We start from the raw sequence: 26,224 nt of genomic DNA, 5'->3' as shown, positions 1-26,224 counted from the left end.
AAAATATAATAGTATGAATCTGAAACATTTGTTTTTTCTGGCAGTTGCCGGTACTTTGGCAGTAGCTTGTAGCGAAGTTAATGAAAGTTCTTTTACGGATGGCGACGGTCAGAAAAGGCTTAGTTCCGTCAGTTCGGGTAATGACCGTTTTTCTACACGGTTGAATAGCGAAACCAGTGAGTGGGAAAGCGAAGACGCGATAGGTATCTATATGTTCGACACGGAGGACAAGAATGTATTGAACGATGCTCTTAACGTGAAATATACCACAATTGGCAGTGGACGTACAGTGAACTTCTCTTCCACTCCGGGGATAGCTATCTATGATATGCCTGTTAATTTTGTGGCTTATTATCCGCATACCACGTCTGCCGATGTGCTTGATGCCACAGCGGCACTTTATAAGGTAGACTTGGGCGAACAGTCCGATGGTATCTCTGCCCACGATTTAATGTGGGCAAAGGCTGCCAATCAGTCTACGGAATCCCTGTTGGCCGGTGGATTGGCGTTTACTTTCCATCATCAGTTGGTGCTTCTGCGTGTCAACATAACGAATGAGAATGTATCGAATGTGACGAGTGTGACAGTAGGCGGCATGAATACTACGGCTACTTTCAACCTGATTGACGGTACGTTGACAAATATGGATACGCCGAAACCTGTCGACTTGCAGAAAAAAGACGGTAAGTCATTCATTGGCATTATGCTGCCTGCCGAAGAGGTGATAAACAAGATGTCCCTCACTATTATGGCAGACGGCAGCAAGTATCAGTACACTGTGCCCGAAACCAGCCGGATTGATAAGTTTGTGGCAGGCTATGAATATACTTTCAATATCACGGTAGGCAAGGAAACCACCGGAGAAATCGGTGGTGGTAACGGTAGCAACACACCTTGGGGTGATGGTGGCAGCGAAGACGGCGACGGTGATAAAGTTTCCGAAAATGAGGCTATACCTGCCGACTATACTCAGAAAGCGGTTACTGCGGAAAAAGATTTGACAACCGTATTGTCCGGTGCTTCCGGTAAGGTTGCGTTGGTTTTTGCCGCCAATGCGGATGGTTATACGTTCAGCGACGCAATGGTTGTGCCCGAAGAGGTAAACGAATTATTGTTGATTGGTGATACTGAAGAACAGGTTAAGCTGAACCTGAAACAAATTCAACATACTGGTCTGCAAAAGGTTGCGTTGAACAATCTGGATATTACGGGTGATAACTTGACGGCTTTGCTGACTAACAATGAAACTGCCCAACTCGCGGTGGATGCTGTCATTGAGTTGAAGAAGTGTAACTTCAATAATATGAAGACTGTTTGCGACTGGTCGGATGGAGATAATGGAGCGCAAAACCTGCTTTCTGCCGTGCTAATCGATGACTGCCAGTTTGCGAATATGAAAAGCGTTTTCAACTATTATGGTTCTAAAGCAATCACTATCACTAATTCTACACTTTACAATATGACAGAGCGTGCTGTTTACGTAAAAGATGCCAATAATGTAGCTGTAACTGTAGAGAACTGTACTTTGGTCGGTTTGACTGCAACTCCTTTTGAAAGCAGGTATGACAATGGTAATTTATATTACAGGAATAATGTTTCGGCTTGTTTCGTAGATAAAAATCCTAATATCGGGTATAAGATGAATGTGCAGGCATTCTCCGGTAATTATGCGGCTGCTTCCGAAGACGGAAAATTGGCAGTAGTGAATGTACACGGAAATCCTGTAGATGCAAGTACTTTCCCCAATGCTTGGGTAAATACTTCTATGACCGTCTCCGAACTCTTTGAAGACCCCGCAAACGGCAACTTCAAACTCAAGATTGACGCACAGGCAGGTGACCCGCGTTGGTACAAGAGTGCCCGGTAATCTTTGATACATTATTGTAATACTGATTAAACAATCCAGTTATGAAATTATTTCATTCATTAATATACCCTTTATTGGCAGGTAGTTTGTGTTGCCTTTCCTGCTCGGACGACGAGCAGGAAACGGGCATCAAGCAACCCTCTGCTACGGGCGAGGTCACATTCGGCGTAGACCTCACTGCTTTCTCAACCCGTGTCACTCAAGACGGTTCGTCATGGAATGAGGGTGATAAGATTGGGGCGTACGTGTTGGACGCGAAAACGCTTGAACCTGCCGTAGAGACAGTGAACGTGCCATATATCTGCTCTGAAGAAGGCTCATCGGTTTCTTTCACTTCTACCGCACCGTTAAAAGTGCAGAACGATGGAGTACCGGTAAAGTTCGTGGCGTACTATCCATACACTGCCGATATGCGCAATTTTGACTATCCCGTACAATTGGCGGCACAAGGAAAGGGCAGCACCGCCTGCGACCTGTTGTATGCTGCTACGAACGAGGATTATACTTACTCCGAAGAGACTGCTCCCCATATCGCGCTGAACTTTACGCATCGTCTGTCTAAAGTGATTCTGAAATTCGTGAATATGGAGAAAGAACCGTTGGAAGTGAGCAACGTACGGATTGAAGGGATGCAGACGGCGGCTTCATTCAATGTACAGACCGATGTACTGACATTGGACGAAAGTTCTGTCGCCACTATCACTCCTTATCATAATGCCACGACAGGGTTTTACGAGGCCATCGTTCTTCCATCGGCGTTGAAGGATACCTATAAAGTCTCTTTTGTATTGGATAACAGGGAGAAAGAGTGGATATTCACCAATTTGGACATTGCGCTTCCACAATTTCACAAAGGCTACAGCTATACCTTTGCACTCTACATTGACGACAGCGGTTTTGTAGAAATGGGACGTCTCGAGAATGTAGACGGCGGAAACTCATCTGCTCCCTGGGAAGACGGAAGCAATGAGGATGGCACAGCCGACGGTGATAAGACACCCGTTGCCGGATACAGCCTGACGCCTGCCGACGGCACGCAGCAAGTACTTGCCGATACCGAACTGAAACTATCGTTCGAGGGTGCTGCGCCCGAGCTTGGCACAAGCGGCTTTATCCGTATCTATCGTATGAGTGACCATAAACTGGTAGACGAAATCAGCCTGTCAGACCGCAGGGAGTCTATTAAAGATGGTGTGACTACACTGAATACATGGATGGATATTATCGGTGTCACGCCTACGGGTTCTTCCGTCAGCCGCCGTATCGTAAACTATTATCCGGTAAGAGTGGAAGGCAACGATTTCATTATCAAACCTCATCAACAACGCCTACAATATGATACCGAATATTATGTGACGATAGACCAGGCTGCCGTGAAGCAGACGGACTTCCGTGGAATATACGGTCGTGCATGGACTTTCAAGACCAAGCCCGCACCGATGCCGGCAGGACCGAATTATGAACTGAAGATTAGCCATACCGACCCCAACGCTGACTTCTATACCCTGCAAGGCGCTATTGATTTCTGTGCGACGCACATCGACCTGAATGCTCCCAAGACATTCCAAATGGATAATGGTATCTATCAGGAAATCATCTACTTGCGCGACCAGACCAATATCACTGTGAAAGGGAATGCGAGCGACAATACGGCTGTCAATATCCAATACGATAACAGCAATGACATTAACGGTGGTATAGGTGCGGGAATCAACATCGACCAGTTTGCCCCGGTCGGTACTGTAATTTCCAAGTCCGGTGGCCGTTCGATGATGATGCTCGATGGAAACTCCGACAAGATTCGCTTCGAGAATGTGACGATAGAAAATGCTTATGGATGGACATTGGGCAAGAATGGTCAGGCGGAAGCGCTTTATATCAACAACAAGTCGTCTGCTTTCATTAATTGCCGTGTGTTGAGTTTTCAGGATACCCTGCTTCCGGGTGGTGGCTACAACTGGTTCAAGGATTGCTTCATAGCCGGAGCTACCGACTTTATCTGGGGTTCGGGCAAAGTAGTACTGTTTGAAGACTGCCAGCTTCATGCACCTACCGGCACACGTGCCGTAATGCAGGCACGCGTCAGAGAGGGCTACTTGGGCTATGTATTCCTGAACAGCCGCTTCACTGTGGGCGCGGGTGTCACCAGTTCTACCCTGATTTACCAGTACGAACCGGATAACCTCACTTTCTTGAATTGTACGTTTGCCGATATATATGGTGCCAACTTTGTGGGTGAAAACAAGCCACTTACTCCGGCAGTGCCTACTGTCGCCACCGGCTGCAAACTTTACAACTGTAAGACGGAATCGGGAGCCAATCTCTACGAGTCTATTCCGGCAGCAGTACGCAACACTGTGCTGCAACTCAGTGACGAACAGTACAACCAATACTTTGGGACACGCAAAACCATCATGAGTTGGGACGGCTATACCGACGCCGACTGGTTCAAATAGTTCAATATATATTAAGGTAAAAAAGATATGAATAGATTGATTCAAATGGCTGGTCTTGTACCAGCCATCCTAAGCGTCCTTTGCGCTTGCCAGCATCCCGCCCCGCAGGCGGCAGGGACAGGGCAGGACTTGAAAGCTATATATGCCAACCTGCCTTTCTCCATGCCCGTCGTGGAACGTCCTGCTTTTCCTGATTATCAGGTGAATATATGTGATTTTGGTGCGAAGAGCGATGGCGTGACGCTGAATACGGAAGCAATAAATAATGCTATCAAAGCGGTGCACGACAAAGGCGGCGGTCGGGTGGTTATCCCGGAAGGGCTATGGCTGACGGGGCCTGTCGTCCTTCTCAGCAATGTCAACCTGCATGCGGAAAAGAACGCCCTTGTAGTATTTAGTGGTGATACTTCCTTATATCCGATTATAACTACTTCGTTTGAAGGGCTGGATACCAAGCGTTGCCAATCACCTATCTCGGCAGTGAACGCAGAGAACATAGCCATTACCGGTCATGGCGTTTTCGACGGTGCGGGTGACAAGTGGCGTCCTGTAAAGAAAAGCAAAATGACGGAAGGGCAGTGGAACAAGCTGTTGAAATCCGGTGGGAAAGTAGACGAAAGCGGCAAGGTGTGGTATCCCAACGAAGGGGCTTTGAAAGCATCTGTGCTTATGGCGGACTGGGGAAACAAGCGTCCGGACATCGGCATTGAAGAGTGGGAAGAAATGAAAAGCTGGTTGCGCCCGGTTCTGCTGAGTGTCGTGAAGAGTAAGAGAATACTTTTGGAAGGAGTGACGTTCAAAAATTCTCCGAGTTGGTGTCTCCATCCTTTGTCATGTGAATCCCTGACGTTGAATGATGTAAAGGTGTTCAATCCGTGGTATTCGCAGAATGGGGATGCGCTGGATGTGGAATCCTGCAAGAACGTACTGATAACGAACTGTTTCTTCGATGCGGGCGATGATGCAATCTGTCTGAAATCGGGAAAGGATAAAGACGGGCGCAGACGTGGAGAGCCTTGCGAGAACGTGATTGTGAGAAACAATACCGTGTTGCACGGTCATGGCGGATTCGTCATTGGCAGCGAAATGTCCGGCGGCGTGAAGAACGTATATGTGTCCGAGTGTTCTTTCATCGGTACGGACGTAGGGCTGCGGTTCAAGAGTGCGCGCGGTCGTGGCGGTGTTGTGGAGAATATCTATATCAACAATATCAACATGATAGACATCCCGAATGATGCCTTGATTGCCGACTTGTATTATGCCGCCAAAGGTGCTCCGGGTGAGCCTGTGCCGGATGTTACCGAAGAAACTCCGGCATTCAGGAACATACACATCTCGGACGTGTTCTGCAAGGGAGCCGGACGGGCAGTGTATCTGAACGGGCTTCCCGAAATGCCGATTGAGAACATATCCATAAAGAATATGGTGGTGACGGGTGCGAAGCAAGGCATTGTGATTAACAAAGTCGCAAAGATTAACATAGAGAACGTGGATATAGAAACTCCCGACGATTCGATGATACAGATAGAGAATACAACAGGTATTACTATCAACGGCGAAGAATACGGAACGATTTCGGAAAAACGGCTGCTTACAAAGAATTGATAGTCGGTCGGATAGTTAAAAAAGGGGGATTTGGGTGTGACAACCTGATATCTCCCTTTTATTATGTACTGTATTTTTATGAATGGTGTACCACAATGTGTTGGTATGATAACATTTAGTTCTTTTGTATCAATAATTATTTTTATTCCCCGTATCTTGTGGCGTTTAATTCAGCTAGAATTTCTTCTTCCGAAAGATTTACTTTTTGGGGACGTGATGCTATATAGTCTTTCAAAAAGTCTTCTCTTATATCAATATCCCATCCCATTTTTTTAGCAAGTTCTTTGAAGAACTTTATATCGGATTTCGGTATGCTCAAAAAAACGCCTTGATTCATTGCTGTATCCATAACTATTTTCCTTTCATTATTAAATATCTAACGAACATAAAGATAAGAAAGTTCTTTAGCTTCTCCAATCATTTATTGTATCTTTAATACGCTTTTGCAAAAAACAATCCCTATATTTGCAAATATAGGTAGTTGTAACAAGCACATAACAATGCAAATACTTAGAAATATAACAGTGTAAATGACTGCTGTTGGCATAATACTATCAATTAAATAAGGAGTAATGGAAAAAGAAGGAAAGATATATTGGCTAAAACAAGAAGAAGGTGGATTATCTGTTCTTCCTAAACAAGAAATCTGTTATGCTGTAACTGTTTTGCCACAAGTAGCTCCTTCAAACTGGAGTATAAAAAATTTCATACTTGAACCCGGTAAATATGTAAGTGATTGTTTAGTATCCTTCTTGTTTGACCATGCACCACATGAAATTTTGAATACAATAGATTCATTAGATGTCTATGGTGGCAGAAAGGTTGCTACTATAAAATTAAAAACCGGTAACAAACAGCTAATTATTGAAAACTATTAGATAATAGAAGACCGGTTGGTACACTATAATAAAAATAGGAATGAAGCCTAAATAACAACAGTACAACCGCTTAATGGCAGAACGCTGAAAAAATAGAATCTGTAATATAGCCGATTATTGGCAGTCAACATGAAAGGAAAGATGGAAAAAGAAATAAGAGAAATTCTTTTAGAAATAATAGAATTATTAGAAATTACAGGTGAACATGGCTGGGCTTCTAATCTCAAAAGGTTGTATGCAGACAATTATTCTTCCCGATGGGATTGGCTAAGAAAAATTAAAAGTCTATTTGGCGGAATGGGGTCATTTAATGATTTGGTTTTAGTGAGAAATGGGGTCATTTGCATAGATGAAAATAGTAAACTGAGTCAGTTGCGTGAACAACTCTACGAAAGTATGGTACAATCTTTAGTGGAATAGGATAATTCAGAAGGAAAATATCGGTACACACATACTTCAATCGTCTTAAATGGCGATTAGCTGCAAACAATTATCAACCCATAAAATGAAAATAGAATGGTAATAGAAATAGAACAACTAACCGAAAAGGATTTTTTGCAAGGTAATAAACCGTTCAGTTCTTTATTCCATGTTTCAATATGGAATAGTCAACCCCGTATTAAAATATTGAGTAAACAAGAAATAGACAATGTATCTATCTCGCCTATCATTAAAGCTGTTTTATTATGGGTAAATAATAACAGGGAATCCTGTTCTGAAGCAGCAATAGAGGAAGGAATGATATTACTTGCAGAAGAATGGATGAAAGACGAAGATTCTAAAGTAATAGATGAAAAAGATTGTTATTTGACAATAGATAAAGAGAAAGTATTTTTACCTATAACCCAAACCGATTTTTGTAATAGTTTAAGAGTACAATCTATCGTTTTTTCTATTGAAGAAGGAATAATAGATATGTATATAAACAGTATTCCTGATTACTATACAGGTCATGTCATATGGTATAACTTAATAATAAAAAACGGTAAAATTGAATGTGAATGTAATGGATTAGAGGGATAAATATAGGTTGTTAACAAACATATGAAACGTTTGAGGTGGTTTATTTGCTAAACGTTACCAATATGTGAATTACGAAAATAATATAAGCTATGTATAAGATAAAGACATCAGAGTTGCTTTCTGGTAAAAGTATAGTTAAAGAATTGATAAATATTGATGCTGTCAAAAATATGTCAGATGATTTGTTTGAAACAAAACATCATCATCTTATGGTAGCTTACTCACTTGAATATAAGATTGAGTTTTCTTTTAATAAAGCAAATAATGTGTGTCAATATATTATGGTTGAAGAAAGCGAAATAAATAGAGAAAAGCAAAATATCAATATTGAATTTATTGACGATATATTCATTCTGGGGAAACATATAGATGCTGTAAAAGATAATTTTAAGACTAATCTTTCACAAAATGATTCTGTAAGAATTGGCAACATAGAGTTGTATTTCTTGGAAAACAAAGTTGATAGCTTATATTATTTCCCCAAACAAAACATTGGTAACAATCATCTTAACAGCTAAACGCAGTTAGTTGAGTCTCATTATTCGTATTTTTAAATAATGCAGAGAAAAATAGAAAAGAATGAAGTCATATATAATTATCAATTCGGAAAAATTGACGACACAACAAATGCAATCGTTTATAATTTCTCAACTACATATTGTTGTAAACAAAGGAGATGAAATGAAATATTCTTCAAATACATACAGCTATAATGGTTGCGAGTTTGATTTTCCAAGTGATGATGGGCCCCTGAAAGGTCGATTATCCGCCAAACATTACCGATAAAATGAAAAATAAACAACAGATAATATGACAGAGTTATTGTATAAAAAGAAAGATGGTTTCTATTTTTGCTTGAATGACTTTTCAAGGGAAGAAAATATCCCTTATCAAGTTTTACTGTTAGATAAAAAGGCTACATATAAGAAAGGAATAGACTATGCAATAGCACATGGCATTAACCAAATAGAAGTTGTTTTGGATTTGAGTGAGGAAGAACTGGCATTACTTAAAAATATACCATTAAAGGGGTTGGAAATAAAGGGTATTCAAAGTAAGGTGAATATAACTTTCTTGAATGAATTGGAAACATTAGAATATTTCCACACTAATTCCCAAGTTTATGGTGAAATTGATTTTTGCAGATTAAAGAACCTAACCTATTTGAGTTACGATGCTACTAATCTCAGCATTGTCAATATTGGAAAGGCTGATAAACTAAAAGAGCTTTATATATTCAACTATAAAGAAAGTAATCTTGCACCTTTTGGCAATATCAAAATAGAGAAATTCCTTATCAATCATTCATTTATAACAAACTTGAATGCTTTATCAGAATGTCAGTCCCTTAAAAGCGTGACAGTTGAGAACAGTCGATACTTAAGTTCTATTGAAGGTATTAATAGTTCTGTAGATAATTTGGAAGAGCTGGCGCTAAGAAATTGCAAGAGCTTCTCGAATTATTCGATATTGTATAAACTTCATAATCTAAAAGATTTATATTTATTAAATTGTGGGACAATGCAAGACACTTCCTTTTTTTCCAATTTGAATAGTTTGAAATATGGATATATTGATATAAATATTTTAGATGGGAATGTTGATTTGCTGATGCAAATGCCTATTATATTCAAGAATCTCAAGCACTACAATAGAAAAAATAATCTAAAAATTAAAATTGTGACAAATGATGGAAACTACTTAGTAAGAGGTAAGGATGTTTTATATAAATTATAAATTAAATATCGGTAATAAGGTCGAGTAAACAGCTAAATGCAGTTTCTCACCAACCCATTACCAATCATTTAAACCATTAAGAATGAAACTCAAACAGCAAATAACAAATTTTTATCAAGTTCTAAAAGCGTTACCTGATAACGAAGAATATAACTCAGAAGGTGTCAGAAATGCAATTTCTGTGAAAGCTGATGGTCTATTACAAATTTTGGATGATAATGATAAACATGGTATAGAAGTCGATGAAAAGATATTTTCTTTCTTGTCTTTTGTAAAGGGATATGATTTGCCAAGATTTGAGGATAACTATTATCTATTCACAAAAGAAGATTTAGAAAGAGAATATAAAAGACTGGGAAATATTACATTATTAAGTGGAAGTGAAATAGATTACTAACAATAGGTATAAACTGCCCTGAAAGGTCGATTAGTCACTAAACATTAGAACTGGGAATAAAAACAATATGGAAGTAATAGAAAGTAAATGGTATAAAAAGGATGGTGCAAATACTGCGTTTATTGAAGATGTAGAAAAGCAGCTAAATACAACCTTGCCAAAACAGTACAAAAGTTTTTTGTTATGGAGCAATGGTGGTGAGGGTAAGTTAGGAGATAACTACATTTATATATGGGCTATTGAAGATATTATTGCTTACAATCATGATTATGGAATACAAAAATATCTTCAAAAAGAGTATTTGGCATTTGGCATGGATGGTGATATTGGATATATTTTTTATCTGCCTGACAATAGTATATATAGGGTGGATTTGGGAGATTTAGATATGGCTTCTATCAAGTACATAGCACCTTCTTTTGACGATTTTCTAGGCAAGGCTGTTTATCTTAATTTCGATAAATTGCAAAATGTAGTATAACGTAAAATAATAATGATATGAAAGTGTTTGAAAAAATAAATTCGGATATTGATAAATATGGTTTTTCGGTCATTCTGATTGAAGCAACGGATTATCTTCCTTCATTTGCGTATAGTATTGGATTATGGAAAACATGTAAACACCCGGAAATAATTGTTTTCGGACTCTCGATAGATATACTTCATTCAATTGTAAATGAAGTTGGTAAATTTGTACTAAATGGAAATATCGTACAGCCAAACGAATTGTATTGCGATTTTCTGGAGAATGGAAGTAATTATTTTCTGCAAGTAGATAAACGGAGTTTGAATGATTATGTTGGATTCGCTCTTGATTATTATAACTTCGTATTTCCTGTTTTAGAATTTATCTGGACTGATAAGAACGGTTGTTTTCCGTGGGATGAAAATTTCGATAGCAATCTCAAATTTAAACAACCACTATTGGACAGGAACTATGATTTTAAATTTTTTGAGAGTGAAAATTTAGGTGTCTTTACAACCAAACAATGGTTGGAAGAAAGTAAGCCGATATTAAATGTGGTTCATAATTCTGACGGGGACTGGCAGTTTTTAACCGGAGAGCAGACCGGGAAAGATATTAAATTAGTAGCTCTGAAAGAATTAATTCTAAAAGATGCAACTTTGAATGAAGTTTTTGATTTGGACTACGGAGAAGAAGCTCATCGAATATCTATTGAAGATGAATGGGAACGAAATTATATTGAATCTGATAACGAATAAAAAGATACCGATAATAAGCCTATGGACTGCCTTAATAGTCAGCTATTTGCAAATTATTGTCATTCATTTAATCTAAGAAAATTATGAGTTTGGAATGGAAAACAGATAAAATAGTTTCTCAAACAGAAAATACTGTTTATGCTTATATTGAAAATATATGTGAGCATAATGATATTGAGTATTATTATGAAGCGCGATTGGTGAAAAGTCTATTTCCACCAAAATTAAGAGGTTTGTGTAGAGAGCTTTATGAATGTGTAGATGCTTTTAGTCCGTTTCTTGCAGATGAAATAGAAGGTCAAATAAGACAATATCAACTGAAATTGGAAGATAATAATTTGCCTGTTTTCAGATTAGAAATTCATGAAGACTATATTCTCTTTTTTGTGAAATATCCAACAGCGAATGGTTTCTTAGATAACTATCCTTAATAAAAACGATAAAGAAATGGAAAAGGAACTTTTGGAACTTCAACAGAAGATGTATAAAATCTCATAGTGTCTCCTAAAAATAACGACGGTTAATTTCACGGCGGTTAATTTTCGCCATTTATTGTAAATATAGATATTTTTGGAGTACAAACAATTAAATTGGCGGGAATTAGATAACAACCGTATTAAATGCTTTACTTTTCGGGTTGGCAGTAGATTAAATTTGTTTCAAGCGCTTGAAACAAACTGTTTAATAGGGTGAAACACTTTGTTTCAAGGCTCTGAACACATTGTTTCAAAGCATGAAACAGATTGTCGCCCTATAGCAAACAAGTTGTTATCCTATAAGATGTACTTTTTGCTTTAGAGTTGTAGGCTATTCTATCTGTTGTTTCAAGTAATGCTGAATCATTTATTGGGTAGTATTGCATCATTTATCAGCTATTAATACCTGATTTCTCAACTATTAATAGTTGGGATGTAGAGTGTTAATACTTGGCATGATAACTATTAATACCCTGTAAATCAGATGACAGAGTTCTGGATATGGTAATTTTTGTGTATGAGGGTAACTTTTACTATCAGGGTGCTATCATAGTTTACCCTCATAGCTACAACCCCGATGAATAAAGGGATTGAAGTAGCTTATGAGGGCATGAGGGTAAAATTATAAAATCTTTATAGGGAGTGATTGCAAATCGTCGGCGGCTGAACTGCTTCCATAAAGCACCTTGTATGTTCCCGTCAAAGGATTCATCGTATTGGTGGCGGTATCAAACCATTCGAATGATTCGTAGGGAAGCTCGATTGTTATATTTTCCGTCTTGCCTTTGGCTATGTTGACCCGTTTGAAACCGCGAAGTGTCTTTTGCGGGCCCCCCTTATCGTCAGGACGCGAAATATATACTTGCACAACTTCTTCACCGTCTCTCTGCCCGATGTTACTTACTGGAATGGTGAGGATAACTTTTTCACCTTTGTGTAGCTTCGACTGGTTCAGTTTGCCTTTTCCATAAGAGAAGCGGGTATAACTTAATCCGTAGCCGAAAGGATACAGGGGAGTTTCACGCATAAAGCGGTAGGTGCGCCCCTGCATTGAATAGTCCTCATAATCCGGCAGTTGCTGCATATTCTTGTAGAAGGTGACGGGCAAACGTCCGGCAGGATTGTAATCTCCGAAGAGTACGTCGGCAACGGCTGTTCCGCCTGCCTGTCCGGGATACCATGCTTGCAGGATAGCGTCGCAGTTCCGTGTCTCGGGCACGATTGCCATTGCCGAGCCAGAAAAGTTGACGAATACTGTCTTTTTACCATTCTTTTTCAAAAGAGCCAGAACTTCGCGCTGGATGGCGGGCAGTTCTATTTCCGTGCGGTCGCCGCCTTTAAATCCGGGGTCGGACACTCTCATGGATTCACCTTCCAATAAGGGAGAGATGCCACCGGCAAAGATAACGACATCTGTATCTTTCAGCTTGTCGAGTATGTCCTGTGTATCCATAGGAGTAAGTCGGGCAAGGTCGAAATTGAGTGAAGGGTTATCTTTCACCTGAATGAAATGCAGCTCGATGTCGTAGCTCTTGCCGGCTTCGAAATTGAACGAATACAGGTTGGCGGGATTTTTGATGTTCGTTCCTTCGGCCACTTGTTTTCCGTTGATGAATAGGGTGAGTCCGCCATTGCTCATGATTCGGAAAGTTGCCGCGCCGGAGTCTGCCGGACGGAAAGTGGTGCGGTAGATGGCAGTGAAATTCTTCAGTCTCACTCCCGGAGCAAACACTGTAGAACCCTCTGCACTGAAGTGGAAAGGAGTGGACAGATGGTCGGTAGCGGCTATTTCACCTTTATATTCGCGGTTGTTCCAGTAAGTGGCGTCGAATCCCGCTTTCCCGTTGATGCTGCATTGGTTGAAAAGGCTGTGCAGGGTGGTATCGTTTGTATATCCGCAGACGGGTTCATAAACGATTTGTGCTTCGGGAAGTTTGGCACGCAGTCCTTCCAACAGGGTGACGGTATGTGACGGGAATCCGTTATAGTTGCCCCATTGCATCACCGAGTCGTTGGCATTCGGGCCGACAACGGCAACTTTCATCTTGCGGTTCAGGGGGAGCAGGTTTCCTTTATTCTGAAGCAGTACCAGACTTTCGTGTGCCATCCTCAGAGCCAGTTCTTTATGCTTGGGGCAGTCTACTACCGAATAGGGGATTTCACTCCACGGATGAGTCCCGTTCATTTCGCCCAGTTCAAAACGGGCTTTCAACAGTCTTTTGACGGACGTGTTGATTCTCTCTTCGGAGATAAGCCCTTTCGCTACGGCTTCCGTTATGCTTTTGAAATTGCCGCCACATTCGAGGTCGGTTCCGCTCAGTACGGCATCGGCGGAAGCGTGTGCGGCGTTGGGATGCGTTTCATGTTTTTTACGTTGGAAGAAGTCTCCGATAGCTCCGCAGTCGGTGACAACAAGACCTTCGAAGCCCCAGTCGTCACGGAGAATTTGGGTGAGCAGGCGGTTGCTGCCGCAGCAGGGTTCACCCTCGAAACGGTTGTAGGCGCACATCACTTCTTTTACTCCCGCTTTCTGCACGAGTTCCTTGAACGCGGGAAGATACGTTTCCCATAAATCTCTCGGAGCGATATTTTCGGCATTGAAACTATGGCGGTTCCATTCAGGGCCGGAGTGTACGGCAAAGTGTTTGGCACAGGCATGAAGTTTGTCGTATTCAGCGTCTTCGGGCCCTTGCAGGCCTCTTACCGCCGCCATTCCCATGCGTCCGCTCAAGTAGGGGTCTTCGCCGTAGGTCTCTTGTCCCCGTCCCCAACGCGGGTCGCGGAAGATGTTGACGTTGGGCGTCCACATGGTCAGTCCTTGATAGCGTTTGTATTGTCCTCTTTCATTGAAGGCGCGGTTTTTGGCACGTGCTTCGTCGGATACGGCGTCGAACACTTCGTATAGCAGTCCGTCATTGAAAGAAGCCGCCATGCCTATTGCTTGCGGGAAGACGGTAGCCAGTCCGGCGCGCGCCACTCCGTGGAGCGCTTCGTTCCACCATTCGTAAGGCTTGATGCCGAGACGTGGGATGGCGGGGGAGTTGTTCTGCATCAATGCGACTTTTTCTTCCAGTGTGAGACGTTGAAGCAAGTCGTCTGCCCGTTGTTCAGCAGTCAGCTTTGTGTCCTGGTAGGGATACTTTTCTGGTTGTTGTGCCTGCACGTTCATCATGAATATTCCGGTAAGACAGGCGATAATCCATTGCTTTTTCATTTTCTGTTTCTTTTGGTTTTTAGATTTGAGACTGCAATAGTACGGGGTTTCCGTTGTTTCTTCGGGTAATATCCGGTAGAAAAGGAGTATTTATTTACTTTTTCTTTTCCTTATATTCCGACGGTGTGATTCCTATCACTTTCTTGAAGCATTTGCTGAAATATTTCGGGTCGTTGAAGCCTGTCATGTAGGCTACTTGGGAGAAGTTGTACTCGCCGCTGTCAATCAGCTGGACGGCACGCTTGATACGTATTTCGCGTATGAAGTCTACGGGTGTCAGCCCGATGATTGATTTCAGTTTGCGGTAGAAGATGGTGCGGCTTAGCATTAATTTTTCGGCAAATTCGTCAATGGTGAGTTCGGCGTTGTCCATCTGTTCTTCCATAAATTCCATCACTTTCTCCATGAATTGCTCGTCGTATGGGGTTATCTGCGGTTGAGACGGGGTGAGGGAGTTGGCAACGGGAGCGGCGGAAGAAGAGTTTTTGCCTTCCATCAGTTTGTTCATATAGATTTCCTGCAACGCTTTGCGTTGGCGTAGCAGGGATGCTATGCGTGTCTTCAGGTAGGTGGCGCTGAAAGGCTTGGTAATATAATCATCTATGCCTTGTTCCAGTCCGGCGATGCGGTCGTCCAGAGATGCTTTGGCGGACAGAACGATGATGGGGATATGGCAGATATTGTTGTTCTCTTTGATTAATCTGACCATCTCAAGTCCGTCCATAACCGGCATCATGACGTCGCTGATGATAAGGTCGGGCAGATTGTCGGCGGCACGTTGCAGTCCTTCTTCGCCGTTGGATGCCGTTATGACGGTGTAGTTCTCCGACAGGATATTCCTCAAAAAGGCTTTGAGCTCTTCATTGTCTTCTACGACCAGTATGGAGAAATTGTCAGAATTGCGTTCCTGTTCCTCTTTTTCCTCTGTCTCTTCGATAGCTTGCATGCTGTCGGCGGGGTGAGGGGTTGAGTCCAGGCTGTCATTCAGGATGAATTCGACTTGTCCATCTTCTTCAAATACTTCTTTCTGCAAAGGCAGAATGACTGTGAAGCGGCTGCCAGTACCGGGTTGGCTGTCCACTTCGATAGTGCCGTGATGCATTTCCACCATTTCTTTTACCAGAGACAGGCCGATGCCGGAAGACGGTTGCAGGATATTCTGTTTTACTAATGATTCGAAGCGTTGGAAGAGGGAGTGTTGTTTTTCCGCCGCGATGCCGATGCCTTCGTCCGCCACTTCTATCTCCACTGTCTTTTCTTTCGTCGAGATGCTGACTGTTATCGACTTGTCGGCAGGCGTATATTTAAATGCGTTGGAGAGCAGGTTGAAGAATATCTTTTCAAATTTATCCCTGTCCACCCAGCTATATACGGATTCAACCTTGGTATGTAACCGGTAGTTGATGTGCTTTTCTTCCGCTATCAGCCTGAAGTTGTTCATAACTTTTTGCAGGAGCGGCACCAAGTCTGTCTCTTCTATCAACAGCTTCATCTTCTGGTTCTGAATCTTGCGGAAATCCAGTATCTGGTTCATCAACCGGAGCATACGTTCGGTATTCTGATGCACTAACGTAAGATGTTCGCGTGCGGAAGGTGAAAGGGGCTCATTCTCCAGAACTTCCGTTACAGGACTGCTGATTAGAGTCAGCGGGGTGCGTAACTCATGGGAAATGTCGGTAAAGAAACGCAATTTGATGTTGGCTAATTGTTGCTCCATATCGACCCTGTGGCGCAGCCGGTAGATGTAGAACAGTACATATACGATTGTGGCTGTGAAGAGTATGAACAGGACGAAATAGAGCAGCCATGCCCAATAGGTTTCCCAAAAGGTGGGAAGTACGTGTACGGACATGGTACGTACATTATCCGTCCATACGCCGTCACTGTTCGTTGATTTTACCTGTAACTGATATTTGCCTGCGGGTAAGTTGATATAGCTTGCAGACCGGTTATTGTCGGCTTCGTTCCATTCTTCTTCCAGTCCTTGCAGGCGGTAGGCATATAAGATGCCTTTCGGATTCACATAATCGAGCGCGGCGAATTGGAAAGTGACATTCCGTTGCGACGGCTCGAGTTCCAGTTCTTTCAGGTTGTCGATGGAATAATCCGTGGAGTGTCCCTGAATCTTAAGCCCCGTGAACACAATAGGCGGAACATATCCGCTCTTGTGCATCTTTTCGGGAGAGACTTCAAGAAATCCCTTATCCGTCCCTAATACTATCTGGTTACGGGCATTGATGACAGGAATCGCTTCCGAGAAATTAAACTCCTGATAAATAGAACTCAACTCGTAGTTTTCAAATGTTTCTTTGGCGGGATTGAATTTGGAGAGGGCTATCTCCGAAACAACCCATAACTGGTTCTGTGTATCTTCAATCATCGAAAGTGCCAAATCCGAAGCCAGTCCGTTATTCTTGTCATAGTTCTTGAACCGGATATTCTCGCTGAGTAGCTTTTCAGATATGACTTTGTTTACTCCACCGGTAAAACTAATGATATAAGTAGTCTGGTTCTTGTCGGTGTATATGTGCATGATGTCGTTGGCGCTGAGGCTGTTCTTGTCTCCCGGCCTGCGGATATTCCGGTAGAATTTGATTTCTTCCAGGCGCTCGAAGTTGTTTGAGAATGTGAGCAGCCCGTTGGTCGTTCCCACAAGGATAACTCCCCCCGGTGCTTCGGCGATGTTCCGCACTTTCATGCCATAGGCTATGGGGTAGTTCCTCAGTTCATTGTTGCCATGGATAAAGGATATTTTGCCGTCTTTGGCTTGTGTGAGCAGGTTTAATCCGCCGCCATAGCATCCTACCCAGATATGATTGCGGCTATCCTGATAGATGGCATAGATACTGTTACTGCTTAGGCTGTAAGGATTGTCAGGCTGATGTTCAAAATGATGGATAGAGTAATGGTTTGTCCCTGTTTTCCTTAATTGGAAAAGGCCGATGTCTTTCGTCCCCAACCATATATTATTGTTTTTATCTTCCAAAATGGAATATACTCCGTTGTAGAACGGTTGCTTTTCTTTGACGATGTTTCCCTGGGCGGACAGATAACCTTCCAAAGTACCGTCAGGTGCGTATATCTGAATATAGTTCGACTTGGATGCCGTCCATAAGCGGTTGTTGCTGTCACGTAGAAAGGCACGTGTTTCCGCTTCATAGTCAGTCAGGTTGAATTGATAGCTTTGCGGGAAGAAGCATAGCTTTTCTACACCGCGTGCTGTCGCAAACCAGCAGTTGCCCTGATTGTCCAATGTATAAGACCTGACTAACGGGCTGAAAATAGACTTGGGATTATTGATGTCCGTAAGAAGCGGTTTGAGGGTTTTCTCCTTCCTGTCGTAATAGCAGAAGTTTCCTTCGGTGGGAAGCAGCCATAGATTCTCTGCTTTATCCTCAAAGATAAGTTTGCGGCTTTTGCGCCCATGTTTGATGATTTCATCTTTGGGAGTGAAAAGGTGTTCTTTTTCGTTGGTAGTGAGGTTGATATGAATGATTCCCGGGTCTTTGGAGAATATCCAGAGTTCTCCAAAGTGGTCTTGATAGACCGTTTCCACATAATTGGAGAGTTGGGTGGTGGTGCGGATATCTATCTGCCGGAAGCTGTCTTCCCGGGTGGAATAGAGTATCAATCCGTTATCCGTCCCCAATGCCAGCATCTCTTTTCCCAAGGCGGTCACGTTATTTATTTTGCCGTGCGGATAAGGGATATCTACGAACTTCAGTTTCTTGGTGTGGAAATCATATTTGGCTAACTTGTCATTTTCCGCAATCAGGTAGATGGTTTCTTTTATCTGCGTGATAAATTGGAAGGGGAAGTCGGTATCCAATGTCTTCTTCCCTATGATTGAAATACCTTTGTCGGTCAGTATCCATTCATCTTCTTCCGAATCCTGATAAACGTTGACTATCTGGTCGCCTTTCAGGTTGTGGCTGGAAGTAGCGTAGAGTGTGATGCCTTCTCCCTTTTTGCACAACTGTTCGTCTACCCTGAATGCATATCCGTTTTCACAGAGAATCCAGGCAATACCTTTTTTCAACGAATAAATGCGTGTGACATAATTCGTTTGTTTGGTAGAACGCTCTATTGGTTGAAGAACATCTATGAACTTCTCGGTTTCGACATCGAAAAGGCAGGCCTGCCCGTCGTAAGTGGGACACCATATATCTCCGTATCTACTTTCTGATATGATTCCCATACGGTTACTACCGAATGCATAGGCACTTTCTTGTGAAGTCTTATAAGTCTTGAAGGTATAACCGTCGAATTTGTTGAGCCCGTTCCATGTACTGAACCATACAAGCCCTTTCCGGTCTTGTAAAATACTCATTACCACTCCTTGGGCAAGACCGTCACTGACAGAGAAATGCTTTACCTGACAGATGGGTTGGGCGATGATTACAATCGCTGCCAGCAGGATAAAAGATAGAGTGATGAGCCGTTTCATAGTAGTTGTTTTTAATGTCCAAGCAAAAATAAATAAAACAAACCGGAAAAGAAAACAGGAAAGGCGGATTGAACGAATTATCCTCTTTTTTGATTATTTTTTCCTCTTATGTTGATTGCATTATCGCCCCCTTTCCGGTGCTTTATTGAAACTTAAAGAAACGACAGTTATTTAAACCAAAATCCTCTTTATATTCTTATTAGGAACATAAAGAGGATAATTTTATTGACGAGAGTTGCATGGGGTATGGTGAGATGAAATCATAATTGGGGAATAAATTGCACAAGACTTTCACAAGTATCCTCCCGTCAATGCCTAAAATCGAGGCAAAGCTAATTAAATAGATTTTTAAATTACCATATTTATTAATTTATCTTATGGTCTTTATGATTATTTTAATATATTAAAGATATTTTGGGGCATCTTTTTTTACCTCGCTGATTTTTCTTATGTTTGTAGATTAAATAATGAATGAACAGAATGAATATGCCAACTTCTTTTCTATATAATGATTTTCCTACTTTCTTGCGTAAGTATTTTCCATACAAAGTACAAAAGATATCATTGAATGCAGGTTTTACTTGTCCCAACCGGGATGGAACGAAAGGGTGGGGCGGCTGTACGTATTGCAATAACCAGACTTTCAATCCGGATTACTGCCGGACGGAGAAATCCATCGCTACCCAACTGGAAGAAGGCAAGTGCTTTTTCGCCCATAAATATCCGGAAATGAAATATCTTGCCTATTTTCAGGCTTATACCAATACTTATGCGGAATTGGAAGGACTGAAACGTAAGTATGAAGAGGCGCTAGAGGTGAAAGATGTCGTAGGTTTGGTGATAGGAACGCGTCCGGATTGTATGCCGGAAGGCTTATTGCACTACTTGGAAGAGTTGAACAGGCATACTTTTCTCATGGTGGAATATGGAATAGAAAGTACTTGCGACAAAACTCTGCAACGTATAAATAGGGGGCATACTTATGCGGATACAGCAGAAGCGGTCGGGCGGACTGCTGCTTGTGGTATCTTGACGGGCGGACATGTCATCCTCGGACTTCCGGGAGAGACACATGACACGATGGTGGAACAGGCGGAAATCCTGTCGGAACTGCCGTTGAGCACTCTGAAAATTCATCAGTTGCAACTGATTCGCGGCACGCGCATGGCTCATGAATATGCTGAGAATCCCGTTGATTTTCATTTGTTTGCGAAAGTAGATGAATATATTGATTTAGTGATTGACTATGTAGAACATCTTCGTCCCCATATAGTAGTGGAACGCTTTGTCTCCCAATCTCCTAAAGATTTATTAATAGCTCCTGACTGGGGACTGAAAAATTATGAATTTGTAGCGCGTTTACAAAAAAGAATGAAAGAAAGAGGTGCTTATCAAGGCAAGAAGTACAAGGATTCGGAAAAAAGGATTAATTTTGCAGACGATAAATTTACTACCTGAACAATTCCTATTTGGGGAATATCGGGTGGTGAGAGAGATTTTTAATGTAACTTAAAAAATGGAACATAAAACAAAAATTAAAGGAAATGTCCACTATGTGGGAGTAAATGACCGTAACAAGCATAGATTTGAGGCGATGTGGCCATTACCCTATGGAGTTTCATATAACTCTTATCTGATTGATGATGAAATGGTGGCATTGGTGGATACGGTGGATATCTGTTATTTTGAAGTCTACTTGCGCAAGATCAAGCAAGTGATTGGAGAGCGTCCCATTAATTATTTGATTATAAATCATATGGAGCCTGACCACTCTGGTTCTATCCGATTGATTAAGCAGCATTATCCGGATATTATCATTGTAGGCAACAAGCAGACATTCGGCATGATTGAAGGCTTTTATGGCGTGACCGGTGAACAGTATCTGGTGAAAGACGGGGATTTCCTTGCCTTGGGACGTCACAAACTGCGTTTTTATATGACTCCGATGGTACATTGGCCGGAAACGATGATGACCTTTGACGAAACGGATGGGATTCTTTTTTCCGGTGACGGATTCGGATGTTTCGGTACGCTGGACGGCGGTTTCCTGGATACCCGCATGAATGTAGATAAGTACTGGGGAGAAATGGTTCGCTACTATTCAAATATCGTCGGCAAATATGGAAGCCCTGTACAAAAGGCTTTGCAGAAACTTGGCGGACTTCCTATTTCCGCTATTTGTTCTACTCACGGGCCGGTATGGACGGAGAATATTGCCAAAGTGATTGGTATCTATGACCGTTTGAGCCGTTATGATGCGGATGAAGGTGTGGTTATCGCCTACGGAAGTATGTATGGAAATACGGAGCAGATGGCTGAGGCTATTGCTGCGGAGCTTTCCGCACAAGGTGTCAGGAACATCGTTATGCATAATGTGACGAAGAGTCATCCTTCTTATATCATAGCGGATATTTTCCGTTATAAGGGACTTATCATCGGTTCTCCCACTTACAGCAATCAGATATTCCCTGAAATAGAAGCGCTGCTTTCTAAGATTCTGTTGCGTGAGGTGAAAGGTCGTTATTTGGGCTATTTCGGTTCTTTCACATGGGCAGGTGCTGCTGTGAAGCGTCTGGCGGAATTTGCGGAAAAGAGCAAATTTGAGCTGATAGGCGATCCGGTAGAGATGAAGCAGGCGATGAAAGATATCACCTATACCCAATGCGAAAACTTGGCGCGTGCCATGGCGGAACGCTTGAAGAAAGACCGTTAATACAGTGAATGAGATAATATATTTATTACTAACCTATAAAACAATCGACTTATGAGATTAATTATTCAACCGGACTACCAGTCCGTATCTCAGTGGGCTGCACATTATGTTGCTGCAAAAATAAAGGCTGCCAATCCGACTCCTGAAAAACCATTTGTATTGGGTTGCCCTACCGGTTCTTCTCCTTTGGGTATGTACAAAGCGTTGATTGATCTGAATAAGAAAGGAATCGTTTCCTTCCAAAATGTAGTGACATTCAACATGGATGAATATGTAGGATTGCCGAAAGAACATCCTGAAAGCTACTATTCTTTTATGTGGAACAACTTCTTCGGTCATATCGACATCAAACGGGAGAACACCAATATCCTGAATGGTAATGCTCCTGACCTGGACGCAGAATGTGCACGTTATGAAGAAAAGATTAAGTCTTATGGCGGTATCGACTTGTTTATGGGTGGTATCGGCCCTGACGGACATATTGCATTCAACGAACCGGGTTCTTCCCTGACTTCACGCACTCGTCAGAAAACATTGACAATGGATACTATCATTGCCAATTCCCGTTTCTTTGACAATGACATCAACAAAGTTCCCAAGACTTCATTGACAGTGGGAGTGGGTACGGTACTTTCTGCAAAGGAAGTGATGATTATCGTTAACGGTCATAACAAGGCGCGCGCTTTGTATCACGCAGTAGAAGGTTCTATCACGCAGATGTGGACTATCAGTGCTTTGCAGATGCATGAAAAGGGTATCATTGTTTGTGACGATGCGGCTACTGCCGAATTGAAAGTCGGTACGTATCGCTACTTCAAGGATATTGAATCCGCTCACCTTGACCCTGAATCTTTGATTAAGTAAGGGATAAGATAAACGCTATAAAGAATGGGCTGCATCAGTGATAAATTGATTGCAGCCCATTTTTTGTGGGACATTTACTGAATATCCCTTTTGTATGATAGAATTTCCGGCGGAGATGAGATTAGTTCTCTTCCAACCAGCCTTTCCCCTGACGGACGATTTCTGGTTCGTCTTCTGTGCATTTTACTACGGTAGAAGGTTCTATTCCTCCGATACCACCGTCAATGACCAAGTCCACTATGTCGCCGAACTTTTCGTCTATAAGTTCAGGGTCGGTCATGTACTCCAAATCCTCATGTTCTTCATAAGGCAGGGTGGTAGTCATAATAGGAGCATCGAGTAGTCGGGCAATCTCACGGATAATGTTATTGTCCGGCATACGGATACCCACTTCTTTCCGGTTGCGGAAAATTTTTGGTAACCGGTTCGTGCCGTTCAGAATAAAGGTGAATGCTCCCGGAAGGTTATGCTTCATAAGCTTGAATACACTATTGTCTACTTTGGCATATTCACTGATACTGCTCAAGTCATAACAGATGATGGACAGGTTGTTCTTCCGCGGGTCTATCTCTTTGATTCGGCATATCCGTTCTATTGCACGCTCTTTCAGGCCGTGGCAGCCGATGGCGTACATCGTATCGGTGGGATAGATGATAAGTCCGCCGTCATTCAGGATATCAATGACACGTTGTAAATCCTGCGGGTTATTATTTTTATCATATAGCTTCAAAAGCATAACCTCTTCTCCTTCCCTTATTCTTTATTTAAGTTTCTTCTTTAAGAAATCCAGTGCTTTTTCAGCAGCCTTCTCCGTTACTTTTTGTTTGATGGAATCCTTATTGGCAGTAGCGGCAGAGTCTAATCCAAGCTTCTGGCCGAGTTTGCTGATAGCTTCGTCGGCTACGGCTTCAACAGCCTGGTTTGCCATACTCTTCGTATCGACACTGACTTTCGGAGAAGTAAATGAACCACCGATTTTCAGGTCGAGAGTCATTAACTTGGAGATATTCCCCACGGATGCAGGTAACTTAATCTTTCCTGTGTAATCAATGGTTTGGTCGAGCCCTGTGCTACCGGAAAGATTCAGGTTATAGTCACCCATCTTGATATCGAAAGGTTTCGTTTCTACCCGCCCGTCCTTGATAGTGAAATCCAAAGTCATATCTTTCACTTTCATATCTTTCAGGCTCGGTTGCTTCACAGCATCCGCGATCTGGTTGATAGCTTTTACTCCGCTTAAACTAAGGTCACGGGTAGAAAGGCTACCGTCCCCCTGCATCGTATCCAATACAGGACTCATGGCTGCATCCAAATCCGTCAACACATTAATGCTACCGGAGAAATTACCTTTCAGGTTTTCAAAGATAGGAGCCATCTTCTGTACCATATCCAATTCCTTGTAGGCTTGCGCAAAACCAATGTTCGTCAGTTTGAATCCGGCTTTCAGTTCCGGCTTCTTTGCGTTGGCGGTAGAATAATATCCGTTCATTACCACATTTCCGCCCATGGTACTCATGGATAAATTCTTCATGTCTACTTTACCGTCTTTTACAACGAGTTTGCCATTCATATTGTTGAAAGACATCTTGTCGAATAATACCTGCTTCAGGTTAGCATCCATTTGGAAGTCAATGTTACGCGGCACTTCAACAACTCCGGTGGCTGTGGCTACGGAATCTGTAGCTGCCGCATCCGATGTAGCGGCTTCATCCGTAGAAGCAGTCATGAAATCATTCAGATTGAAATAGTTGGAACGAATATTCAGTGTACCTTTCAGAGTAGTACCTTTCAGGACATAACCGATGTAGTTCTCAAATCGGCTGTCGGCAGTAATATCATTCTTTCCGATATTGACAGTCGTTTCACTCAACTGAAGATACTTAGGAGTGAAAGTGAAAAGCGATTTCTTAATCTCTACATCCGGTATATCCTTCATTTTAAGCTTCATACCCGTCAGACCGATAGTACCGGAAGCCTGCATACGTTCGTACTGTTCCTGCTCGATATAGGAAAGACGTCCTGACATTTGCATATCGGCGTCAATTGTTCCGTTTAATTCCATATCTCCAAGCGGATATACCTGCTTAATCATTCCCAGGTTAAGAACACCTTTGGCTTCAGCCTTGAAGTCAGGGTCACTGACGGGTGTTTTCACGTTAGCGGTCAGACTGAACGGATTTCCTGCCAGGCGGAAGCTGAACGGATTAATGTCAATGGTGGTCAGGTCGATATTACCACCCGGATTCTGAACGTTGGCACTGATATTGATTTGGTCTACTCCTGCCGGTAAAGCCGGATAGCGGAACATAGCATTCTTGACTTGCATATCAATATTGAATGCAGGTACCGTATCTCCTTGCAGAACACCTTTGGCCGTTGCCGTAAGGGTAGCTGTTCCGTCGGTTTTCAGACTGGAAAACTCCGTAGCGTAGATGGCAGGAATTAACGAAAGAATTTCTTTGAAACCAATATCGTTCGTGTTGAGTTTCAAATCCATGTCAATAGCCGGGTCTTTCAAAGCTACCCAACCGTCGATACCGGCCTGAATGGCATTAAGACGAATCGTATTATCCTTTAATGTATATTTATTGTTGGCAAGATCGGCATCTACATCCATTTTTGCGGAGATATTGGCATTTGCCAGGAAAGGAATCCCATTCATCTTGTAAGTCAAGGATTTGGTTTCCGCTTCCAGCTTCAGGGTAGTACGTTCACTTCCCAAGTCTCCTGCGCAGATAGCGTTGAAGTCGCGGATGTCAGCATACATTTTTCCTTGTTGGTCATCATAGACCAAATTCATGTTTTTGATGACGAAACGTTGTAGTTTCACTTTGAAAGGAGAAGATTCTTCTTCCTCAACGGCTGGTGTTTCGTCGGTTGCGGTCGTATCCGGTTTCATAATATCCCAATTGACTTGCCCGTCCGGCAATACAATGGCATGCAACTTGGTGTCTTCAATGAAGATTTTAGAAATATCATAACCGCTATCTCCGAAAAGTGAGAATAGATTAATGGCGGCAGTAACTTCTCCGGCTTGTACAAGGGTATCGTTAGCGAATTCTCCTGTACCTTTCAGCCAGAAATCTTCGAGAGTGACAGAAGCCTGCGGGAAGTTACGGAACAGGCTAATGTTGAGTTTCTTAAAGTCAAATTGAGCGTTGAGCATCTTGTTGCCTTCTGTCTTTACGATATCGGCTATCTTACCTTGGAAGGCGAAAGGAAGAAGGAGCATCAGAATGATAATTACTCCTACGGTGATAGCTGCGATTTTCAAACCTTTTTTCATTTGCTTCTATTTTAAGAGTCTGATAATATGCAAGGAG

General features: G+C 42.2%; 20 protein-coding genes. 15 read left to right on the top strand and 5 right to left on the bottom strand.

What is annotated here, in order from left to right; translation table 11 throughout:
• Positions 1-13: 13 nt before the first annotated feature.
• From AB5443_RS13465 to AB5443_RS13455, 3 genes are read left to right on the top strand one after another with little or no spacing between them, the layout of a single operon-like run.
• Positions 14-1,867: a fimbrillin family protein gene (locus tag AB5443_RS13465; protein WP_368113936.1), complete on the top strand. Its 1,854-nt coding sequence runs from the start codon at positions 14-16 to the stop codon at positions 1,865-1,867.
• A 41-nt stretch (positions 1,868-1,908) separates the two neighbouring features.
• Positions 1,909-4,323, top strand: a complete 2,415-nt coding sequence (locus AB5443_RS13460; RefSeq protein WP_368113934.1) for a pectinesterase family protein — start codon at positions 1,909-1,911, stop codon at positions 4,321-4,323.
• A 27-nt stretch (positions 4,324-4,350) separates the two neighbouring features.
• Positions 4,351-5,928, top strand: a complete 1,578-nt coding sequence (locus tag AB5443_RS13455) for a glycoside hydrolase family 28 protein (RefSeq protein ID WP_368113932.1) — start codon at positions 4,351-4,353, stop codon at positions 5,926-5,928.
• A 142-nt stretch (positions 5,929-6,070) separates the two neighbouring features.
• Here AB5443_RS13455 and AB5443_RS13450 read toward each other — a convergent pair whose 3' ends face one another.
• Positions 6,071-6,277, bottom strand: a complete 207-nt coding sequence (locus AB5443_RS13450; protein WP_022137791.1) for a hypothetical protein — start codon at positions 6,275-6,277, stop codon at positions 6,071-6,073.
• A 223-nt stretch (positions 6,278-6,500) separates the two neighbouring features.
• Between AB5443_RS13450 and AB5443_RS13445 the strand changes: the two genes are divergently transcribed.
• The 9 genes from AB5443_RS13445 to AB5443_RS13405 all read left to right on the top strand — a co-directional run bounded on the left by AB5443_RS13445 (position 6,501) and on the right by AB5443_RS13405 (position 11,618).
• Positions 6,501-6,806 (top strand): hypothetical protein, encoded by a 306-nt coding sequence (locus AB5443_RS13445; RefSeq protein ID WP_022137790.1) that lies wholly within the window; start codon positions 6,501-6,503, stop codon positions 6,804-6,806.
• Positions 6,807-6,947: 141 nt separating this feature from the next.
• Entirely contained in the window at positions 6,948-7,226 is a 279-nt protein-coding gene (locus AB5443_RS13440) for a hypothetical protein (protein ID WP_368119612.1), read from the top strand.
• A gap of 96 nt (positions 7,227-7,322) precedes the next feature.
• Entirely contained in the window at positions 7,323-7,829 is a 507-nt protein-coding gene (locus AB5443_RS13435; protein WP_022137788.1) for a DUF2262 domain-containing protein, read from the top strand.
• An 89-nt stretch (positions 7,830-7,918) separates the two neighbouring features.
• Complete coding sequence (locus tag AB5443_RS13430) at positions 7,919-8,347, top strand: hypothetical protein (RefSeq protein ID WP_022137787.1); 429 nt, start codon at positions 7,919-7,921, stop codon at positions 8,345-8,347.
• 292 nt (positions 8,348-8,639) lie between these two features.
• Positions 8,640-9,566, top strand: coding sequence for a hypothetical protein (locus tag AB5443_RS13425; RefSeq protein ID WP_277133006.1), 927 nt, complete (start codon positions 8,640-8,642; stop codon positions 9,564-9,566).
• 82 nt (positions 9,567-9,648) lie between these two features.
• On the top strand, positions 9,649-9,963 hold the full coding sequence (locus AB5443_RS13420; protein ID WP_022137784.1) for a hypothetical protein: 315 nt from the start codon (positions 9,649-9,651) through the stop codon (positions 9,961-9,963).
• 67 nt (positions 9,964-10,030) lie between these two features.
• Positions 10,031-10,444: an SMI1/KNR4 family protein gene (locus tag AB5443_RS13415; protein WP_022137783.1), complete on the top strand. Its 414-nt coding sequence runs from the start codon at positions 10,031-10,033 to the stop codon at positions 10,442-10,444.
• A gap of 17 nt (positions 10,445-10,461) precedes the next feature.
• Positions 10,462-11,187 (top strand): DUF4262 domain-containing protein, encoded by a 726-nt coding sequence (locus AB5443_RS13410; RefSeq protein ID WP_277133009.1) that lies wholly within the window; start codon positions 10,462-10,464, stop codon positions 11,185-11,187.
• A gap of 83 nt (positions 11,188-11,270) precedes the next feature.
• The gene (locus AB5443_RS13405; protein WP_277133011.1) at positions 11,271-11,618 is read left to right on the top strand and encodes a hypothetical protein; all 348 of its coding nucleotides are present in this window, start codon (positions 11,271-11,273) and stop codon (positions 11,616-11,618) included.
• A 667-nt stretch (positions 11,619-12,285) separates the two neighbouring features.
• Here AB5443_RS13405 and xyl3A read toward each other — a convergent pair.
• Both xyl3A and AB5443_RS13395 read right to left on the bottom strand, forming a co-directional pair.
• Positions 12,286-14,877 carry a xylan 1,4-beta-xylosidase gene (xyl3A, locus tag AB5443_RS13400; RefSeq protein WP_368113927.1) on the bottom strand — a complete coding sequence of 864 codons (2,592 nt, stop codon included), beginning with the start codon at positions 14,875-14,877 and terminating at the stop codon, positions 12,286-12,288.
• 94 nt (positions 14,878-14,971) lie between these two features.
• On the bottom strand, positions 14,972-19,324 hold the full coding sequence (locus tag AB5443_RS13395; RefSeq protein ID WP_277133015.1) for a hybrid sensor histidine kinase/response regulator transcription factor: 4,353 nt from the start codon (positions 19,322-19,324) through the stop codon (positions 14,972-14,974).
• A 480-nt stretch (positions 19,325-19,804) separates the two neighbouring features.
• Here AB5443_RS13395 and AB5443_RS13390 point away from each other — a divergent pair, with 480 nt between their 5' ends.
• From AB5443_RS13390 to nagB, 3 genes are read left to right on the top strand one after another with little or no spacing between them, the layout of a single operon-like run.
• Positions 19,805-20,782: a TIGR01212 family radical SAM protein gene (locus AB5443_RS13390; RefSeq protein ID WP_277133064.1), complete on the top strand. Its 978-nt coding sequence runs from the start codon at positions 19,805-19,807 to the stop codon at positions 20,780-20,782.
• A 58-nt stretch (positions 20,783-20,840) separates the two neighbouring features.
• Entirely contained in the window at positions 20,841-22,037 is a 1,197-nt protein-coding gene (locus AB5443_RS13385) for an FprA family A-type flavoprotein (protein WP_277133017.1), read from the top strand.
• A gap of 51 nt (positions 22,038-22,088) precedes the next feature.
• Positions 22,089-22,901, top strand: a complete 813-nt coding sequence (gene nagB, locus AB5443_RS13380) for a glucosamine-6-phosphate deaminase (protein ID WP_022139126.1) — start codon at positions 22,089-22,091, stop codon at positions 22,899-22,901.
• 121 nt (positions 22,902-23,022) lie between these two features.
• Here the strand turns inward: nagB and AB5443_RS13375 are convergent, their stop codons facing one another.
• A complete protein-coding gene (locus AB5443_RS13375) occupies positions 23,023-23,637 on the bottom strand; it encodes an L-threonylcarbamoyladenylate synthase (protein WP_044655952.1) in 615 nt (204 codons plus the stop codon).
• Positions 23,638-23,661: 24 nt separating this feature from the next.
• Positions 23,662-26,187, bottom strand: a complete 2,526-nt coding sequence (locus tag AB5443_RS13370) for an AsmA-like C-terminal region-containing protein (RefSeq protein ID WP_277133022.1) — start codon at positions 26,185-26,187, stop codon at positions 23,662-23,664.
• Between the last annotated feature and the right edge of the window lie 37 nt (positions 26,188-26,224).

Source organism: Bacteroides sp. RTP21281st1_H5_RTP21281_210402 (assembly GCF_040918965.1).
Classification (GTDB): domain Bacteria; phylum Bacteroidota; class Bacteroidia; order Bacteroidales; family Bacteroidaceae; genus Bacteroides; species Bacteroides congonensis.
Note: the sequence above shows the minus strand (reverse complement) of the source record. Positions and strands in the feature narration are given on the sequence as shown.

Excerpts from the sequence above, each read along its gene's own strand:
- AB5443_RS13465 (WP_368113936.1), top strand. The coding sequence starts at position 14 with ATGAATCTGAAACATTTGTTTTTTCTGGCAGTTGCCGGTACTTTGGCA.
- AB5443_RS13460 (WP_368113934.1), top strand. The coding sequence starts at position 1,909 with ATGAAATTATTTCATTCATTAATATACCCTTTATTGGCAGGTAGTTTG.
- AB5443_RS13455 (WP_368113932.1), top strand. The coding sequence starts at position 4,351 with ATGAATAGATTGATTCAAATGGCTGGTCTTGTACCAGCCATCCTAAGC.
- AB5443_RS13450 (WP_022137791.1), bottom strand. The coding sequence starts at position 6,277 with ATGGATACAGCAATGAATCAAGGCGTTTTTTTGAGCATACCGAAATCC.
- AB5443_RS13445 (WP_022137790.1), top strand. The coding sequence starts at position 6,501 with ATGGAAAAAGAAGGAAAGATATATTGGCTAAAACAAGAAGAAGGTGGA.
- AB5443_RS13440 (WP_368119612.1), top strand. The coding sequence starts at position 6,948 with ATGGAAAAAGAAATAAGAGAAATTCTTTTAGAAATAATAGAATTATTA.
- AB5443_RS13435 (WP_022137788.1), top strand. The coding sequence starts at position 7,323 with ATGGTAATAGAAATAGAACAACTAACCGAAAAGGATTTTTTGCAAGGT.
- AB5443_RS13430 (WP_022137787.1), top strand. The coding sequence starts at position 7,919 with ATGTATAAGATAAAGACATCAGAGTTGCTTTCTGGTAAAAGTATAGTT.
- AB5443_RS13425 (WP_277133006.1), top strand. The coding sequence starts at position 8,640 with ATGACAGAGTTATTGTATAAAAAGAAAGATGGTTTCTATTTTTGCTTG.
- AB5443_RS13420 (WP_022137784.1), top strand. The coding sequence starts at position 9,649 with ATGAAACTCAAACAGCAAATAACAAATTTTTATCAAGTTCTAAAAGCG.
- AB5443_RS13415 (WP_022137783.1), top strand. The coding sequence starts at position 10,031 with ATGGAAGTAATAGAAAGTAAATGGTATAAAAAGGATGGTGCAAATACT.
- AB5443_RS13410 (WP_277133009.1), top strand. The coding sequence starts at position 10,462 with ATGAAAGTGTTTGAAAAAATAAATTCGGATATTGATAAATATGGTTTT.
- AB5443_RS13405 (WP_277133011.1), top strand. The coding sequence starts at position 11,271 with ATGAGTTTGGAATGGAAAACAGATAAAATAGTTTCTCAAACAGAAAAT.
- xyl3A (WP_368113927.1), bottom strand. The coding sequence starts at position 14,877 with ATGAAAAAGCAATGGATTATCGCCTGTCTTACCGGAATATTCATGATG.
- AB5443_RS13395 (WP_277133015.1), bottom strand. The coding sequence starts at position 19,324 with ATGAAACGGCTCATCACTCTATCTTTTATCCTGCTGGCAGCGATTGTA.
- AB5443_RS13390 (WP_277133064.1), top strand. The coding sequence starts at position 19,805 with ATGAATATGCCAACTTCTTTTCTATATAATGATTTTCCTACTTTCTTG.
- AB5443_RS13385 (WP_277133017.1), top strand. The coding sequence starts at position 20,841 with ATGGAACATAAAACAAAAATTAAAGGAAATGTCCACTATGTGGGAGTA.
- nagB (WP_022139126.1), top strand. The coding sequence starts at position 22,089 with ATGAGATTAATTATTCAACCGGACTACCAGTCCGTATCTCAGTGGGCT.
- AB5443_RS13375 (WP_044655952.1), bottom strand. The coding sequence starts at position 23,637 with ATGCTTTTGAAGCTATATGATAAAAATAATAACCCGCAGGATTTACAA.
- AB5443_RS13370 (WP_277133022.1), bottom strand. The coding sequence starts at position 26,187 with ATGAAAAAAGGTTTGAAAATCGCAGCTATCACCGTAGGAGTAATTATC.